The organism is Cryobacterium sp. 10I1 (genome assembly GCF_035019805.1).
GTDB classification, from domain to species: domain Bacteria; phylum Actinomycetota; class Actinomycetes; order Actinomycetales; family Microbacteriaceae; genus Cryobacterium; species Cryobacterium glucosi.
The window spans coordinates 1-15,781 of sequence record NZ_JASJVF010000060.1; the positions used below are offsets into that span (position 1 = coordinate 1).

13 protein-coding genes, 1 tRNA gene and 1 pseudogene are annotated in these 15,781 nt (G+C 65.5%); 7 read left to right on the forward strand and 8 right to left on the reverse strand.

The window, feature by feature from the left end; translation table 11 throughout:
- A partial coding sequence (locus QN345_RS07795; protein ID WP_323508550.1) for a helix-turn-helix domain-containing protein occupies positions 1–243 on the forward strand: 243 nt, incomplete at its 5' end.
- A 115-nt stretch (positions 244–358) separates the two neighbouring features.
- Here QN345_RS07795 and QN345_RS07800 read toward each other — a convergent pair.
- Together QN345_RS07800 and QN345_RS07805 are read right to left on the reverse strand one after the other, a co-directional pair.
- Positions 359–1,030 (reverse strand): DUF4386 domain-containing protein, encoded by a 672-nt coding sequence (locus QN345_RS07800; RefSeq protein WP_322136107.1) that lies wholly within the window; start codon positions 1,028–1,030, stop codon positions 359–361.
- A gap of 286 nt (positions 1,031–1,316) precedes the next feature.
- On the reverse strand, positions 1,317–2,150 hold the full coding sequence (locus QN345_RS07805) for a helix-turn-helix transcriptional regulator (RefSeq protein ID WP_134450270.1): 834 nt from the start codon (positions 2,148–2,150) through the stop codon (positions 1,317–1,319).
- A 124-nt stretch (positions 2,151–2,274) separates the two neighbouring features.
- Here QN345_RS07805 and QN345_RS07810 point away from each other — a divergent pair, with 124 nt between their 5' ends.
- Together QN345_RS07810 and QN345_RS20565 are read left to right on the forward strand one after the other, a co-directional pair.
- On the forward strand, positions 2,275–3,708 hold the full coding sequence (locus tag QN345_RS07810) for an MFS transporter (RefSeq protein WP_322136108.1): 1,434 nt from the start codon (positions 2,275–2,277) through the stop codon (positions 3,706–3,708).
- On the forward strand, positions 3,705–4,139 hold the full coding sequence (locus QN345_RS20565; protein WP_369125143.1) for an MBL fold metallo-hydrolase: 435 nt from the start codon (positions 3,705–3,707) through the stop codon (positions 4,137–4,139). Before QN345_RS07810 ends, QN345_RS20565 begins: the two co-directional genes overlap by 4 nt.
- Positions 4,140–4,205: 66 nt before the next feature.
- Here the strand turns inward: QN345_RS20565 and QN345_RS07820 are convergent, their stop codons facing one another.
- From QN345_RS07820 to QN345_RS07830, 3 genes are all read right to left on the reverse strand, one after another.
- Positions 4,206–5,501, reverse strand: coding sequence for a hypothetical protein (locus tag QN345_RS07820; RefSeq protein WP_322136110.1), 1,296 nt, complete (start codon positions 5,499–5,501; stop codon positions 4,206–4,208).
- A gap of 68 nt (positions 5,502–5,569) precedes the next feature.
- On the reverse strand, positions 5,570–6,142 hold the full coding sequence (locus tag QN345_RS07825; protein WP_322140737.1) for a sigma-70 family RNA polymerase sigma factor: 573 nt from the start codon (positions 6,140–6,142) through the stop codon (positions 5,570–5,572).
- Positions 6,143–6,206: 64 nt separating this feature from the next.
- The gene (locus QN345_RS07830; RefSeq protein ID WP_134558554.1) at positions 6,207–7,610 is read right to left on the reverse strand and encodes a sugar porter family MFS transporter; all 1,404 of its coding nucleotides are present in this window, start codon (positions 7,608–7,610) and stop codon (positions 6,207–6,209) included.
- Positions 7,611–7,926: 316 nt separating this feature from the next.
- Here QN345_RS07830 and QN345_RS07835 point away from each other — a divergent pair, with 316 nt between their 5' ends.
- From QN345_RS07835 to QN345_RS07850, 4 genes are all read left to right on the forward strand, one after another.
- Positions 7,927–8,094, forward strand: coding sequence for a hypothetical protein (locus tag QN345_RS07835; RefSeq protein ID WP_198413402.1), 168 nt, complete (start codon positions 7,927–7,929; stop codon positions 8,092–8,094).
- 31 nt (positions 8,095–8,125) lie between these two features.
- Positions 8,126–10,027, forward strand: a complete 1,902-nt coding sequence (locus tag QN345_RS07840; protein WP_322136113.1) for an ABC transporter ATP-binding protein — start codon at positions 8,126–8,128, stop codon at positions 10,025–10,027.
- Between the two features lie 145 nt (positions 10,028–10,172).
- On the forward strand, positions 10,173–11,771 hold the full coding sequence (locus QN345_RS07845) for an MFS transporter (RefSeq protein WP_322140736.1): 1,599 nt from the start codon (positions 10,173–10,175) through the stop codon (positions 11,769–11,771).
- 394 nt (positions 11,772–12,165) lie between these two features.
- A complete protein-coding gene (locus QN345_RS07850) occupies positions 12,166–13,779 on the forward strand; it encodes a phospholipase D family protein (protein ID WP_166791034.1) in 1,614 nt (537 codons plus the stop codon).
- A 129-nt stretch (positions 13,780–13,908) separates the two neighbouring features.
- On the opposite strand, the gene QN345_RS07855 is transcribed toward QN345_RS07850, so the two are convergent.
- From QN345_RS07855 to QN345_RS07865, 3 genes and pseudogenes are all read right to left on the reverse strand, one after another.
- A complete protein-coding gene (locus QN345_RS07855) occupies positions 13,909–14,565 on the reverse strand; it encodes a histidine phosphatase family protein (RefSeq protein ID WP_322140734.1) in 657 nt (218 codons plus the stop codon).
- A gap of 435 nt (positions 14,566–15,000) precedes the next feature.
- Positions 15,001–15,077, reverse strand: a tRNA-Pro gene (locus QN345_RS07860).
- A 113-nt stretch (positions 15,078–15,190) separates the two neighbouring features.
- Positions 15,191–15,781, reverse strand: a pseudogene (locus QN345_RS07865) (hypothetical protein); the annotation flags it as partial.

Sequence of the window (15,781 nt, forward strand, 5' to 3'; positions counted from 1 at the left end):
GACGCATCGGCGTCCGCCCTCGCCGAGGTCCTCCCCGTCTCGCGCCAGGCGATCGCCAAGCACCTGGCGGTGCTGCAGGACGTCGGACTGGTCGAGCCAGTGCGAGTGGGTCGCGAAGTCCGGTACCGGGTGCTGGGCAGCCAGCTCGCCGAGACCGCCCGGCGGCTCGACCTGATCGGGGCGCAGTGGGACCGCCGGCTGGCGACGATCAAGCAGATCGCGGAGGCGCTGGAGTCGGAGTAACGCACTCGATCCCGAGACCCGGCGACATCCCCGCGGAATCTGTTCCCGACGCTGCCGTCGTCTGTGCGCGTACCTCGGAATCCGAGACAGTGGCGACGGGAAGGACCCCGGTGAACTATCGAACAGCAGCGCTGAACAAGCTCCTCTTTTCCAGGGCCACGATGGCCTGGGGGCTGAACCCTCTGAAGATCAGCCAGATGCCGAGCGAGAACTCGAATACGGCAACGAGGAGCGCTGAGGCTCCCGCCAATGCGTCGTGTTGACCGATGAGCCCGGTGAATACGGCGAGATAGCTCGCAAGGAGTACGGGGGCTCCAACGATTCCGATCAGGGACAGGGCCCGGGGCACCAGACGGGACTGGAACAGCAAGATCCCCAGGAGCAGGTCACAGACGGCCGGCATGAAACTCTGACTCAAGAGGAAGATGCGATCGTACAGGTAGGCGAGCGTGTGGCCGGCGACCACGACGTCTGTTCCAGTACCGCCCTGCCGTAATGCCACGATCGTCAGGATCACGGCAACGCCGAGCAAGATGGCGCTCGACTCCAGTATCCGTGCGGCCACCAGGCCCAGTGCGGCCGCTTCGTTCTGCTTCTTGAGCACGGGGAACAGAACGACGGCGGTGCCGATACCCGCGAGGGCGACAATGATCTCCGAGAGACCGCCGAGCAAGGCCCCGGTGTCCGGGCCGGGGCCAAGAACATAGTCCGCACCCTTTACCGGGCCGTACAGGACGAGGGACGGAATCGAGACGAAGGTGAGCACATAAAGGATGCCCGCGATCAACGAAGTCCTTCGATATGGGGAGCGAGCCGGGACGGTTGCGTGTTCGGTGGCCATGTTCGTTCCTCCACTTTTCGGTTTTCAGGTCGAGGCAGGTCGATCGGGCAACCACGATGGTCTCGACGGGATTCGCAAGATCCTGAGCTTCGTCAGCGTAGTCCCGCGTCCCCGCTGGGGATAGGAGCGCCCTCCAGTGGCCGTCCGAACCCCTTTGAGCGATGACAGCTACGACCCGGTGACGGATGATATGGACCTCACGCGACCGATGCTACGTGCCCACTCGCATCCGTCACTGGCTGAGTTGGGCGAGGAGTTGTAAGGCGTCGGCGTCGGGGGTGCCCGGCTGTGCCTGGTAGGTGAGGACGCGCAGGTTGGATTCAGCTGGCCGGAGGACGTCGAAGTCGAGGGTGAGCCGACCGACCAAGGGGTGGGCGAAAAGGTGTTGGCCATAGCTGAGGTCGTGCACGGGGTGCTCAGCCCAGATCCTGGCGAACGCGTCGCTGCGTTGTGCGAGCTCACCGATGACTCCGCTGAGTCGTTTGTCGTCGGGGCAGGTGCTCGACGAGTACCGGAGGAACCCAACGACTTCACGCGCCATGGTCTCTGAATCCTCGAACAGCTCGGGGCCAGCGCATCCGAGGAAGAAGCGCTGGGCGAAATTCGGACGGATGTCGTCCCGCTCGGTCGCGTCAAAGGGAAGGTCGTGGGCAAGTAGTAGGTGACCGAGCCTGTTCCAGGCGTAGATATCGTTGGCGTGATCGAAGACGATCGCAGGCCCGGGAAGGGCCGCGATGAGCCGCAAGATGCTCTGGCGCGGCCGTTCGGCTGGGACACCGATCGCACGCGCGTACGAGGGGCGCGCGAGGCGACGGAGGTGGAGTGCTTCATCGGGGTCGAGCCGCATGGCGCGAATGAGGGCTTCGATCACCTGATCAGATGCTCGCTCTGCATCCGCTGCCTGCTCGAGCCGGGTGTAATAGGCGACGCTCACGCCGACCAGCTGAGCGATCTCTTCTCGCCGCAGTCCGGGAACACGCCGCGCCCCATAGGCATTCACCCCAACCGCTTCCGGAGTCAGCGCGGCGCGGCGGCTGCGAAGGAAGTCCCCAAACTCTGTTGACATCATCCCAGTATGCGCGGTGCAGCGACCGGTCGGGAGGATCAGCCTGACCCTGCTGGTGGTACGCACACCGGGGGTCTGGCTGGTCATCACCGACAACGACAGGCTAGGGCAAATGCACTCACGTATGACCCGACACCAACTCGTCGCACTCCTGATCCTCCTTTCCTCGCAGTTCCTGCTCTCGGTGGACTTTTCGATTCTGAACGTCGCACTTCCGGAAATCGGGTCGGCATTGGGGTTTGCGTCCGCCGATGTGCAGTGGGTCGCGACGACGTTCGCGCTGTGCGCGGCGGGCTTCACGTTGTTGCTCGGGCGGCTGGGCGATTGGGTCGGACGTCGCCGGATGTTCGTCATCGGTATGGCAGTCCTCGCTGGAGCATCGCTCGTGGGCGGCTTCGCTGGCTCTCCCGCGGTTCTGCTCGTAGCGCGGGCGCTGCAGGGCTTGGCGACAGCGGCCGCGATGCCCGCCGCGCTCGCGCTGATCACCTCCATCTTCCCGGAGGGGCCGCTCCGACGCCGGGCACTCGGGCTGAGCAGCGTCCTCGCCTCGCTGGGATTCACTGCCGGCGCGGTGTTCGGCGGGATCTTGACGAACTACCTGTCCTGGCGGGCAGCGTTCCTCGTCAACGTCCCGATCGCCGCCGCAGTCGTTGTACTGGCGCTACTCATCATCCGCGAACCAACCAGAGAGCATCAGGCCCGCCTTGACGTGCGCGGTGCGGCGCTCATCACCACGGCGCTGATCACCCTGGTCTTCGCGATGTCCCGCTTCGGTGAGCACGGCGTCACGGACCCGAACGGCCTGATCTGTCTCGCCGCCAGCATTGTCCTGATCGTCTTCTTCATCCGCACCGAGCGACGCCACAGCGCCCCGCTGGTGCCCCTGAAGCTCCTGACACGGCCGAATATCCTCGCCGGTCACCTCATCGGCTTCGCATCGCTCGCGATGGAGACCGGCCTTGTGTTCCTGTCCACGATGTACTTCCAGCACGTGCTGGAACTCGACCCGCTCATCACCGGTCTGATCATCGGCTTGACAGGCGTCGGCGCTGTCGTCGGCGGCGTCATCGGGCCCCGCGTCGTCGGACGGCTGGGTATCCGCGGCGCGATGCTCCTTGGCCTCGGAACCCAGGCGCTGGCAACCGCCGCACTCGTCGCCGTGAACGACCACCCCGGATCGATCGCCCTCTACTCCGTGGTCGGCTTCATAGCCGCGATCGGTCATATGGTCGCCGTCGTCACATTCCTGGTTGCCGCGACGTCCGGTGTCGAACCGGGACAACAGGGCCTCGCGACCGGCTTGGTCACAATGACACAGCAGGTCGGCATGACCCTCGGCACCCCGATCGTGTCGGCGATCGCGACCGCTGCCGGCGGCCTCTCCAGCCTCCTCGCCCTACGCATCGGAATCGGCATCGACGCCCTCATCGTCGCCGCATTCATCGCGGTGGTCGCCATCGTCCTCCGACGAGTCAGCATCCGCCGTGCGCCAGGGTCACCGCTCGACGCACACCCCGACGCTCACTCCGAAGCAGAACAGGCGACAACCCTCTCGTGATCCTCCACAAGCACCCCCATCCCACGGTTCTCCCGCGAACAGAACGCACCTTTCTCCTCATCGACCCCGGCACGTTCACACCTGCTGCGCCTCGGCTGGTCGGCGGGACGTCCGCCGTCCTGGTCACACACGACCACCCCGACCACTTCGACGTCGACCTGCTCTCCGCGGCACTCGAGTCCCAGCGAGAGCTCCGGATCTGGGCGCCGGCAGACGTCGTGGCGCAGGTCCACAACAACGACGGCCGGGTTACGGTCGTCGCACCCGGGGACAGTGTCGATATCGATGGATTCCAGGTGGACGTCGTCGGAGGAACGCACGCGGTGATCCATCCGGACATGCCCGAGACTGACAACTCGGTCCTGCATCGAGACGATCGCGATCCTTGGATCCATGAGTGGTTCGTCAACCAACGCCGCGGTCGCCCGTGACACGACGCAGAGCAGCCTCTGCACGAACCGGCGAATGAAATAGTCGCCCGATGCGACTGTCATGGTCTAGAAGGCCCGGAAGTCCAGCTTCGATTCCGCGACGGCGAGAACCGACCAGGTGCCGCCCTCGGCATCCGTGAATGCGAACGCGGGAACCACCAGGACGCTCCCGTCCGGCTGCCACTGGGTGGTGAGACCTAGGCGTGCACTGACGATCTCGACCTTGTTCACCGGCCAGGAGACCGAGGTGCCGGCGACTGGTGTTGCCGGCGGCTCCGTCGGTGCCACCCACTCCTCGGTCGTCGACGCCTGATCGCGGAGGGCGATCGGCAGAGACGTCGCCGCTCCGCTGAACCGCGGGTCTGAGAGGCGTTCGAAGCCCTCTTGCTCGCTGACCACCGGGTACGTTCCCAGAGCGATGACGTCGGCGAGGGCACCGTTGGCGTTGACGACACCACCTTCGGCCATCTCCAAGGACCAGCCCTGGTCGACCTGCTGCCCGTCGATGACCGGTTTTGCCGTGACGGTTCGTGTGGGAGAGCCCTCCGACACCTGAGAGGTGAATTCGAACTCGGCGGGGTCCCGGCCGGCGGCGGCGAGGAGCGCACGAAGCGCTCCGATCGCGGCGTCTTCGCTCGGCGGCTGGCCGGTCGGCTCGCAGGCGCTGTCACCCTCGCACTTCCACGGGTTTATTTGCGGGTTCTGGAAGTAGAAGGACAGCATGCCGTCGAGACTCACGGACAGGCTCGGGGCGCTGCCATCCTGCGGGCCGGCGACCCAGCTGCCGTCCCGCAGTTCGGCTGGTGACCCGATGCCGAGCGCCGCGGCGAGCGCGGTGACCTTGTCTGAGCTGGATGCCGAACGAGGGTCGTAGGCGTAGGCCTGAGCTGTGCCCGCCTGTGTGCCAAGACCGGACGCGCTGAAGGCGTTCCGGCCGGATCCGTGGGGGTAGGTCGAGGAAGACATCTTCTGGTCGGTCGCGGCGCCAGAACCCACGGATGTCTCCATTCCGCCGTGCGCGACGCTGTCGGGGCGCCCATTGGACTGCAGAGTGATGGGCGGAGCAGCGCCGTCGGCCAGGCTCTTCGGCCCGCCTTCGCTCGCTCCGATCCCGTATCCCGCGGCACCGACGATCGCGATCGACGCCGCGACCGCGACGAACGGGAGCCAGCGCGGCCGTCGGCGTGCTCGTGCCGTCTCCAGGTCGGCCACGGGTGCCGATCCGGACATCGGTTCAGCCTCAGGGCCGGTCATCCGAGCGACGACCTCGTCGGCGAACCCGGCACGTGCCTCGATATCCCCCGCGGGGTCGGCGGCACGCAGCCGGGCGACCGGGTCTTGTTGTTTGTCGTCGTCGTTCATGTCAATCAGCCTCCGGGCTTTCGGTTCACCTGGTATATGTGCGCTCCGTGCCGCATCTTGCAGAAGCCCTAGAACGACATCCGCTCGCCCCAGGCTTCTCGCAATCGCTTGCGCGCACGCGACAGCGCGGCGTCCGCCCCGGATCGGGAGATACCGAGCACCTCGGCGAGCTCGGCTCCGTCCAGGCCCTCCCACGCGTGCAGAAGAAGGATCTGCCGGTCGCGCTCGCTCACGCTTGCCAGCGCGCCACGGAGTTCCGCATCGAACAGGCTGTTCAGCTCCGGATCGCCGTCGACTCGCGCCACGCCCGACTCGGGCACCTCGTCGACCGGAAGATCGATGTGCTTCCTGCGCGCATTCGCGAGCGTGAATCCCGCCGTGCGATACAGCCACGGCAGCACGGCCTCCCGGGGCACGTCGTTGCGTCGACGCCAGGCTGTCGCGAAGACCTCAGCGGCCAGGTCCTCGGCATCCTGACGCGGCCCGCGGCGGGCGAAATAGCGGATGAGCGCGGTCGAGTACTCGCGGACCATCACGGTGAACCAGTCCACATCGGCCGCAGTCGTGGGCGGGTCCGCACTGTCAGGCAGCGCCACTCCCTCGCTCCTGTCCGCGGTGGCTGGGGTGTCGGCGATGCTCACCTACTGAATATGTCGCATCCGCCGTAACTCTTGCACGCAGCGCCCGAATTTTCGGAGAACATCGTCACCTTCCTGCCCTCTCGTAAGAAGCGAAAGCTTTCTGGGTCGGAATACTTTTGGTTTCGATGTCCTCCAACGTGCGGCCACGAGTTTCGGGGACACGAGTCCGAATGAAGATGACACCAAGAATGCAAATGGCACCAAAGATCGCGAACACCGCGTCCTGGCTCATCAGTGCGGTCATGATCGGGAACAAGAGACCGACAGCGAACGATCCGATCCAGTTGAAGGACGATGCGATACCAGAGGCCCTGCCGCGAATCGCCATTGGGAAGATCTCTCCAACGATCACCCAGGTGAGTGGGGCCCACGTGAACGAATAGGCTGCCACGTAGATGCTCAAGAACACCACGATCATCATCGGGTTCGCGTCCTTCATCACGGTATTCAGTATCGCGGGCAGCAGGAAGGACACACCCATGATCGTGCCGCCCACGGTCAGCAAGAGGCGTCGGTTGAACTTGTCCGCGATCACCAGGAACAGCAATGAGCCGAGCACTAGGAGCACGCCCTGGATGATCGGCCACATCAGCGCCGAACTTGCCGCATTACCTGTGGCCTTTTCCACGATCAACGGGATGTAGTAGAAGATCGCGTTGGCACCTTGGAGCTGCTGGAACGCGGCGACACCGACACCCGCAATGACGAGATACCGGTACTTGCTGTCGAACAACGTTGCAAGTGAGGTATTGCCAGCCGCCTGCTTCTCGACTTGGGCCGTTTCTGTGATCGATCTGAGCTCGGCATCGACCTCGTCTGGGCGGCGAATGTAGCGAAGTACCGTGAGTGCCTCGTCTTCCTTGCCGACTTTCACCAGGAACCGGGGCGATTCGGGCAACCGCAACACGCCCAGATACAGAATCACAGCCGGCACTGCGGCCGTCGCGAGCATCACTCGCCACGCCCACGCTTCGGGCAGATCCTTCAGCAGGAAATCCAAGATGTATGAGATCAGCATGCCGGAGACAATCATTGTCTGATTCAGGCCGGACAAGCGTCCACGTAGCCGCGCGGGTGCAAGCTCGGACATGTACGCGGGAACCGATGCGGACGCCGCGCCGACCGCCAGCCCCAGGAAGATTCGGGCGATGACCAGATAGATGACACCATCCTCGGGTGCCAGGCCGCAGAGAATTGATCCGAGCATGAAGACGACCGCTGCGGCGAGAATCATCTTGCGCCGTCCGAATCGATCGGAAAGCTGTCCGGCCACAGCGCCACCGAAGATGGCGCCGAACATGACGCCAGAGGTTACCCAACCGATGATGGCGGCATCGTCAAGGCCCCAGTCGCTTTGCAGGAACGGGAGCGCCCCAGTCATGACTCCGATGTCGTAGCCGAAAAGGATGCCTCCGAATGATCCGAAGAAGTAGATGAACTTGCTGTCGATCTTTTTTTCTTTTTCCATTTTTCACTCCGAGTGAGGAACTAGTTTCAGCCCCGGTTGATCACTAGGAAGGATGGCTGGCCGGGACGTCGTCTCGGGCCTAGGCCGTTGTGCCATGAGTGCGTTCTCGGCGATGAAATGGAGCGCGGCACATTATGGTGTGCTCAGCTATTCCCTATCGCAGCTGTCCACTCTGACGCATGCCCTTCCCGGTTATGGGACTTGGATGCCACGCCAGTGGGCTCTTTGGCCGAAAGTGATCGCTAACATCAAGCTTTTTGTTAGCCTAGCTCACAAGATTTCAGCATCGTGCCGCTGACCGACTTGGGTCGAGGCGGTGGTTCGCCGACCGGGCCCGCTCCTTCGGCCCGGCCGCGGGGTCAGTCTCCGGCTGTTCCCCGGCTGGAACACCACCACGACCACCAACCACGATGACAACCGTCTTGACTTCCGCCTCGGAGCCGGCGCAGCGGAGAACAGCGAGCTGGGGCACGTCGCCATCTAAGCTGGGCCTTCTGCCCACGGAAGGAACCTCAATGAGCATGGAAAGCGCGGCCTGGAGCTCGCTGTACAAGATCTCTTCCGCCAGGGACGGCAAGAACGGCTTCTCCCGTGAGTCCGTTCGGCGGATCCTGACGTTCGCGGTGCCCTACCGGTCCAAGCTTCTGATCTTCATCACCCTCTCCATCGTGGGAGCTTTCCTCGCGGTCGCGACGCCGGTACTCGCCGGCAAGGTGGTCGACGTCATCGTCGCCCAGGGCGCGGTCACCACGATCGTTTGGATCGCAGTGGTCATCGCCCTCGTGGCCGTGGCCGACGCCGCCGTATCACTCGTGACGCGCTGGTACTCGGCGCGGATCGGCGAAGGCGTGATCCTGGACCTCCGCACTGCCGTCTTCAACCACGTGCAGAAGATGCCGATCGCGTTCTTCACCCGCACGCGGACGGGCGCCCTCGTGAGCCGCCTCAACAACGATGTGATCGGCGCTCAGCAGGCCTTTAGCGGCACGCTGTCCGGCGTGGTCACGAACCTCGTGGCGCTGACCCTCACCCTGATCGTCATGCTCAGCACGTCCTGGCTCGTGACGGTTCTCGCCGTGATCATGCTCCCCATCTTTCTGGTGCCCGCGCGCCGCATGGGCAGCCGCCTCGCCGCGCTGCGCCGCGAGGCCGCCGACCACAATTCCGCCATGAGTACGCAGATGACCGAGCGCTTCTCGGCGCCCGGCGCCACCCTCGTCAAGCTGTTCGGCCGGCCCGACGAGGAGGCCGAGGAGTTCCGCGTCCGCGCCGCCCGCGTCCGCGACATCGGGGTCCGGACCGCGATGCTGCAGTTCGTCTTCTTCACCGCACTGATGCTCGTCTCTGCTCTCGCTCTGGCGCTCGTGTACGGGCTCGGCGGCTCCCTCGCACTCGCCGGCCAGCTGAATACGGGTGACGTGGTCACCTTGGCGCTCCTCCTCACCCGCCTCTACGCGCCGCTCACCGGCCTGGCAAACGCACGGGTGGAGATCATGAGCGCGGTGGTCAGCTTCGAGCGCGTCTTCGAGGTGCTGGACCTCGAACCGCTCATCCAGGAGAAGCCCGACGCCGTCCCCATCCCCGAAGGCCCAGTGGCCGTCGAGTTCGACAACGTCCGCTTCGCCTACCCGTCCGCGGACAAAGTCTCCCTCGCCTCCCTCGAAGAGGTTTCCACGCTGGACACCCGCGGCGGCGAGGAGGTGCTGCACGGCGTGTCCTTCAGGATTGAGCCGGGGCAGACCGTTGCCCTCGTTGGTTCGTCCGGTGCCGGAAAGTCCACAATTGCGCAGCTCCTCTCGCGCCTGTATGACGTCGACAGCGGCGCCGTACGCCTCGCGGGGACGGATGTCCGCGATGTCACGTTCGTCTCCATGCGGCACAGCCTGGGCATGGTGACGCAGGACGGCCACCTGTTCCACGAGACCATCCTCTCCAATCTGCGCCTTGCGAGGCCGGAGGCGTCCGACGACGAGGTGTGGGACGCCGTCCGCCGTGCGCGGCTCGAGCCGCTTATCCGGTCGCTGCCGGACCAGCTGGACACCATGGTGGGAGAGCGTGGCTACCGGCTGTCCGGGGGTGAGCGCCAGCGGATGACCATCGCGAGACTCCTGCTCGCCCAGCCGCGCGTCGTCATCCTCGATGAGGCAACGGCGGCGCTGGACTCGACGTCTGAGGCCGCCGTGCAGGCGGCGCTCAGCGAGGCGCTCAAGGGACGGACGGCGATGGTGATCGCACACCGCCTCTCCACCATCCGCAACGCGGACCTGATCCTCGTGGTTGAGGACGGCTCGATCGTGGAGCGCGGTACGCACGAGGAACTGCTGGCTGTGGGTGGTCGGTACGAGGAATTACACCGGACCCAGTTCGCCGTGCAGAAGAATGTTGCGGCCGATGAGGAAGCGCTGAGCCGGACCTAGTCGCTGAGCTCGGCCGTGTCGGCACAGGGAAGGATCCGTATATCGCTGTGCTCATGCCTCGATCACACACGCATGTGTGCTTGTATGGTAGTGTGCAGACATCCCCGGAACGAGCCTGGGACCCTGAAGCAGAAGGCACAATGACGTGAGCCCCCTCATCGACAAATCGACCCCACGCGTGTACACGGCCCGACCCATCACGCTTGCCCGGAGCATCGGCTTCGGTGTCCTGGACCTCATGGGCGGCGGCTGGAACACCATCATCAGCGGCCTGATGCTGTACTTCTTCACGACCTACGGGGACGTCAGCGCCGTCCAAGCCGGCACGATCCTCTTCATCGCCCGCATCGTCGACGCGGTCGTCAGCCTCATCATCGGCCCGCTGACCGACAACTTCTATCGGACCCGCCTGGGCAAAAAGTTCGGCCGCCGCCACTTCTTCCTGCTCATCGGCGCACCCTTGCTCCTCGTCGTCTTCCCCCTGCTGTGGATCTCGCAACAGGGCTTCTGGTACTACCTGATCGTCTACCTGGCTGTTGAGATGATCATGGCGATGATTCTCATCCCGTGGGAGACCCTGCCCACCGAGATGACGGACAACTACAAGCTGCGGACGAAGCTCAGCTCAACCCGCATGTTCCTGTCGGCCACGGGCACCTTCCTCGTCTTCTTCATCCCGGCCCAGATCAAGGGGACGAACAACCCGAACGCCTACCTCATCACCGGTCTCATCTTCTCCGTGCTGTTCGCCGGCGCCGTCATCACGACGTACTTCACCACCTGGGAGCGCAAGCTCACCCCGGAGTTCCTCGCGGAGCTCGACGCCCAGCCCAAGGTGCCTGTCGGAAAGCTCATTACCGACAACCTCAAGGACTTCGGCTCGACGTTCAAGAACTCGAGCTTCCGCAAGCACCTGGCGATCTATCTCTTCTCCTTTACGGGCAAGGACATCTTCGCCACAGCGCTGACGTTCTTCGTCGTGTACGCCGTGCACGGCAGCGAGTCTTTCGGCCTCACCCTCCAGGCGCTGTCCATCATCGGGCTGCCGACCACGGTGCTCGCCGCATTCCTCATGATCCGCAAGGGCCCGCGCTACTTGTTTGCCATGTCCTACTCCGTGATCATCGCCTGCCTGCTCGCCCTCGGCGCGATCTACCTCATCCAGCCGTCCTCGACGATGGTGCTGCTCGTCATCGTCGGCCTCGCGTATCAGGCCGGACGATCCATCCTCGAGTTCACGCCGTGGAACGTCTTCCCGTTCATCCCCGACGTCGACCGGATTATGACCCGCCAGGACCGCGCCGGAATCTATGCCGCGGTGATGACCTTCGGCCGCAAGTCGACAGGCGCGGTCGCGACCCTCATCGTCTCGTGGTTCCTGGACCTGGGTGGATTCCTCAAGCCCGGCAGCGAGGGCGGCGTGCAGCTCGACGCCTCGTGCCTCAACTCCTGCCCCCTCGTTCAGAGCTCCGGCACCCAGCACGTCATCGCACTCGTCGTCATCGTCGGGCCGCTCGTCCTCATCGCTATCGCGTTCGCCATCTCACGGTTCATGTACCTCGACCCGCAGAACCACGCAGTTCTGCGCGCCGAGATCGACCGCCTCGAGGCCGGCGGCTCCAAGGACGAGGTCACCTCCGAGGCCCGTGTGGTCGTCGAGAAGCTGACCGGCCACCCGTACGAGTCGGCCTGGCCCGAGGACGCGATCTCCCCGACCGCCACGACCGTCTCCAACGGGGGCTGACCGGCACACCGGCTCGATGCCCCACACCCGTCGAGGGCCGCACGCACTAGGAGCGCTGAACCGTGACCGACACGTCGAGCAACACCGGCACCGCCAAGGAAGTTACGGACGTTCTTCCGCTTTCGCGGATGGAACGATTGAAAACGCTCGATCCTCGGCGCAAAGTGGAAGGTAGATCGGCGGGTCGGTGAGCCAGTCCATGTGCGAAATCCACGCGGCTGCTCCTGAAGGAGACATCACGGTCGTTTCATTGCCCGTTTGGCTGCATCAGATCCCCGGTGGAGGCACATCGGGATGGTTCCGGCAGCAGCACTTCCACGGATCCCTTATCCCACCCGAGGATGTGCAGGAGTGATCCTCGGCCTCGGATCGGTCGTGCCGTAAAGTGCATCGCGTGCGCACTGATCCGAGTACCTGGTTCCTCAGCCGGGCCGAGCGCGGAAACCTGTCCACGGACGTGCATGCGGGTAGTGCCGGATCGCCGGCCTGGTCGGAGGGCAACCTCGTGGTGCCCCTGGTGCATGGCACCACCTACTTCGCCCGGCTGCACGAGGAGTTGACGGCGTTGCAGGCGGGAGACCGCGTCTGGTTCACCGACTGGCGTGGCGATGCCGACGAGCGGATGCTGCCGGACGGGCCATCGATCGGCGATCTGCTCGCTGGACTGGCCCGCTCGGGAGTGGAAGTGCGCGGCCTCGTCTGGAGATCCCACGGGGAAAGCGTGTCGGCCCCGATGAGCGGCCGCTCCAACGAACGGCTGGGTCGCGAGATCAACGAGGCTGGCGGCGAGGTGCTGCTGGACCAGCGCGTGCGCCTCTTCGGCTCGCATCACCAGAAGTTCTTCGTCATCCGCCGTCGGGACGACCCGTCGCGGGACATCGCGTTCGTCGGCGGACTCGACCTTTGCCACGGCCGCCGGGACGACGCCGGACACACGGGAGACCCGCAGGCGCTGGATATGGATCCGCGGTACGGCAAACGCCCGCCGTGGCACGATGCCTCCCTCGAACTGCACGGCCCCGTGGTGGCAGACCTACTGGCGGTGTTCGCCGAGCGATGGAACGACCCTCACCCACTGGACCGGCGCACGCCCTACCGGATGCTGCTACAGCGTCTCGCCCGCATGCCCCGGCACCCCAGGCCCCTGCCGGAATCCGCGCCACCACCGCCGCCGGCGGGCCCGCACGCCGTGCAGCTGCTGCGCACCTACGGTGTGAAGCGCCCACCGTTCCCGTTCGCGCCTGCCGGGGAGCGCAGCATTGCCCGCGCCTACGGGAAGGCCTTCGCCCGCGCGCGCTCGCTGATCTACATAGAGGACCAGTATCTGTGGTCCACGGAAGTCGCAGCCGCTCTCGCGGCGGCCCTCACACGCAACCCCGAGTTGACCCTGATCGTCGTCGTGCCCCGGTATCCCGACTCCGACGGGCGTCTCGCCGGGCCGGCAAGCCGGCTGGGCCAGTTGCGGGCACTCAGCATGCTCCGCCGCGCCGCGCCAGGCCGGGTCGGCGTTTTCGACCTCGAGAACGCCGCGGGCACTCCGATCTACGTGCACGCCAAGGTCTGCATCGTCGACGACACGTGGGTCACCTGTGGCTCGGACAACTTCAATCGCCGATCGTGGACCACCGACAGCGAGCTCACGTGCGCCGTCATCGATACCACCCCGGGCACCCCGGAAGCACCCGGCGCAGGGAACGGCCCCGATGCTTCCGGGCGTCTGGCCCGGGACCTCCGCCTGCAACTGTGGTCGGAACACCTGGGCCTGGACCCGGACGATCCCGCGCTCGGCGACCCCGCCGCCGCGCTCCGCCTGTGGAACACCACCGCCGACGGCCTCGACGACTGGCACGCAACCGGCCACCGCGCGACCCGCCCCACGGGACGAGTGCGCCACCACACTCCCGAACCGGTCACGCGCATCCAGCGGCTCTGGGCGGTCCCCATCGGGCGCTTCGTCATGGACCCGGATGGCCGGCCCCGCCCGTTGCGAGGTACCGCGCGCTTTTAGGCCGCGCAGTTCTAGGTCCGACGGTTTCGCCCAGGCAGCCGCATCCGCGAAATGTTCAACCTCGCTCACATGCCGGCGCACCAGCAGCCGGCACCGAATCGCAAGTCCTTGGGCAGCCTGAGTTGCGTCTTAGGACTCCGAGGGCACCAAGGGAAGTTCGGCTCCGTAGTTCCAAGACACGATGGCCGGCTGCTCACGGTAGAAGCTGAGCACGGAGACTGATCCAGCATCCAGGGTGATTTGAGCACCGAATCGAGGGGCCATCCTCAGGTACACGGCGGTGAGAATGCGCAGGAAATGGCCGTGCGCGATCAGGGCGACATTTCCCTCCTCCATGGCAGGCAGCACCCGCGTGAGCACCCGCGACGCGCGGGCGGCGACCTCCTCGACCGTCTCACCGGGCGTGTGACCACGAATCACGCCGTGGGTGAATGCGCTCCAGTTGTAGCCGAGTTCGCTGCGGATATCGCGCGTCGTACGCCCCTCGTACCCGCCGTAGTCCCACTCAATGAGAAGCGGATCAACCTCCGCTTGAAGGCCAGCGAGCTCAGCAGTGCGTCGCGCACGCTGCAGCGGCGAGGTCAGCACGAGGGAGAAATCGTAGCCGGCCACTAACCTGCCCGCGCCGCGGGCCAGTTCCTCTCCCCGGTCGGTGAGCGGAACATCCGTGAGTCCAGTGTGTTTACCCTCCTTCGACCACTCCGTCTCCCCATGGCGCAAGAGAATCAGCTTCCCTGACGGGTTATCCGGAGCGGGGTGGCTGGGCAGCGGCTCGTTCATGAACATACGGCAACAGTAGTATCACCCCCCGGTTTCGATGGAGGTTCTTGATTGATGGAAAGGCCAGCGTTCACCCCGCGGGCGTTCGAAACGGGTGGGGGAATGGGCATCCCAGCAATCACGCGGCTACGGCCGTTCATGGTGAGCGCAGACGACTCGGGAAGCGAAGAGATGCTCGCCCCCGGGAACCCCGGATGCCGCTCTCGACATGGACGTACTGCGCTCCCACGCGGGTGTGAGTTCTAGCGCTGCCCGTCGCGGCCGACCGAGAGGTCCACGAGACCTTCGACACGACCGCCCGGATGACCTCAGGAGCCTAGACGTTCCGTGGGCCTTTACGGTTTTAGCCGGGTGCCTCGATGAGACCGCTCGCGTAGCGCGGGGCTCTCGTTAAATCCTCTAACCAAAAAGTCCCGGAAACCCTTGAGTTTCCGGGACATTTGGTCGGGCTGACAGGATTTGAACCTGCGACCCCCTGACCCCCAGTCAGGTGCGCTACCAAGCTGCGCTACAGCCCGTCACCCTCCGCCAACACACTTCGAGAAGCGCATTCTGCAGGAGACAACTTAGAAAGCTTACCGCCTCCGGCGACCTCTTGTGTGCACAACGGACGCCCGGCGACGCCCGTCCCTCAGCGCGGCGTCCACCGGGGCGAACGACCGCTCCCGCCAGCGGACCGCCCGGCCCCGAACTCGCGGCGCAGCTGCCGCCAGATCCGGGGCAGGAGAACGGCGTCGCCGAGGAGCGGGCGGCGGTGCTGCACGATGACCGAACCGAATCCGGGGGCCGCCGGGCTGAAGCTGAGACGCTCCGGGAAATTCGCGAGCGTCCAGCCGCGCACGCCCAGGTCGACCGCGGAGACCGAGCCAGGTGCGGACGGCGAGGGCGGTGAGGACGGCCCGGACGCGGCGCGGGCCGGCATGGCCAGGCCGCGGGGGGCATCCACTTCGGCGGGCACGGCCGCTACTCCCCCGGCCCGACCGCTACGGAAATCGCCGAGGGCACTCGTGCGGATGAGCGCGGTGGACCCGACCCAGAACGAGGCTCCATACCGGGACGCGCTGCGGTGCAGGAGGCTGCGGATCCCCGGGAAGAATCGCCCGGTGCACTGGCCGCCCTGCGGGAACGACGGGGTTTGGACCACGGCGACACCGCGGTGCTCCGGTTCGTCCAGGAAGTAGATCGAGCGCAGGCAGTAATCGCTGAGGAGCTGGGCTTCCGG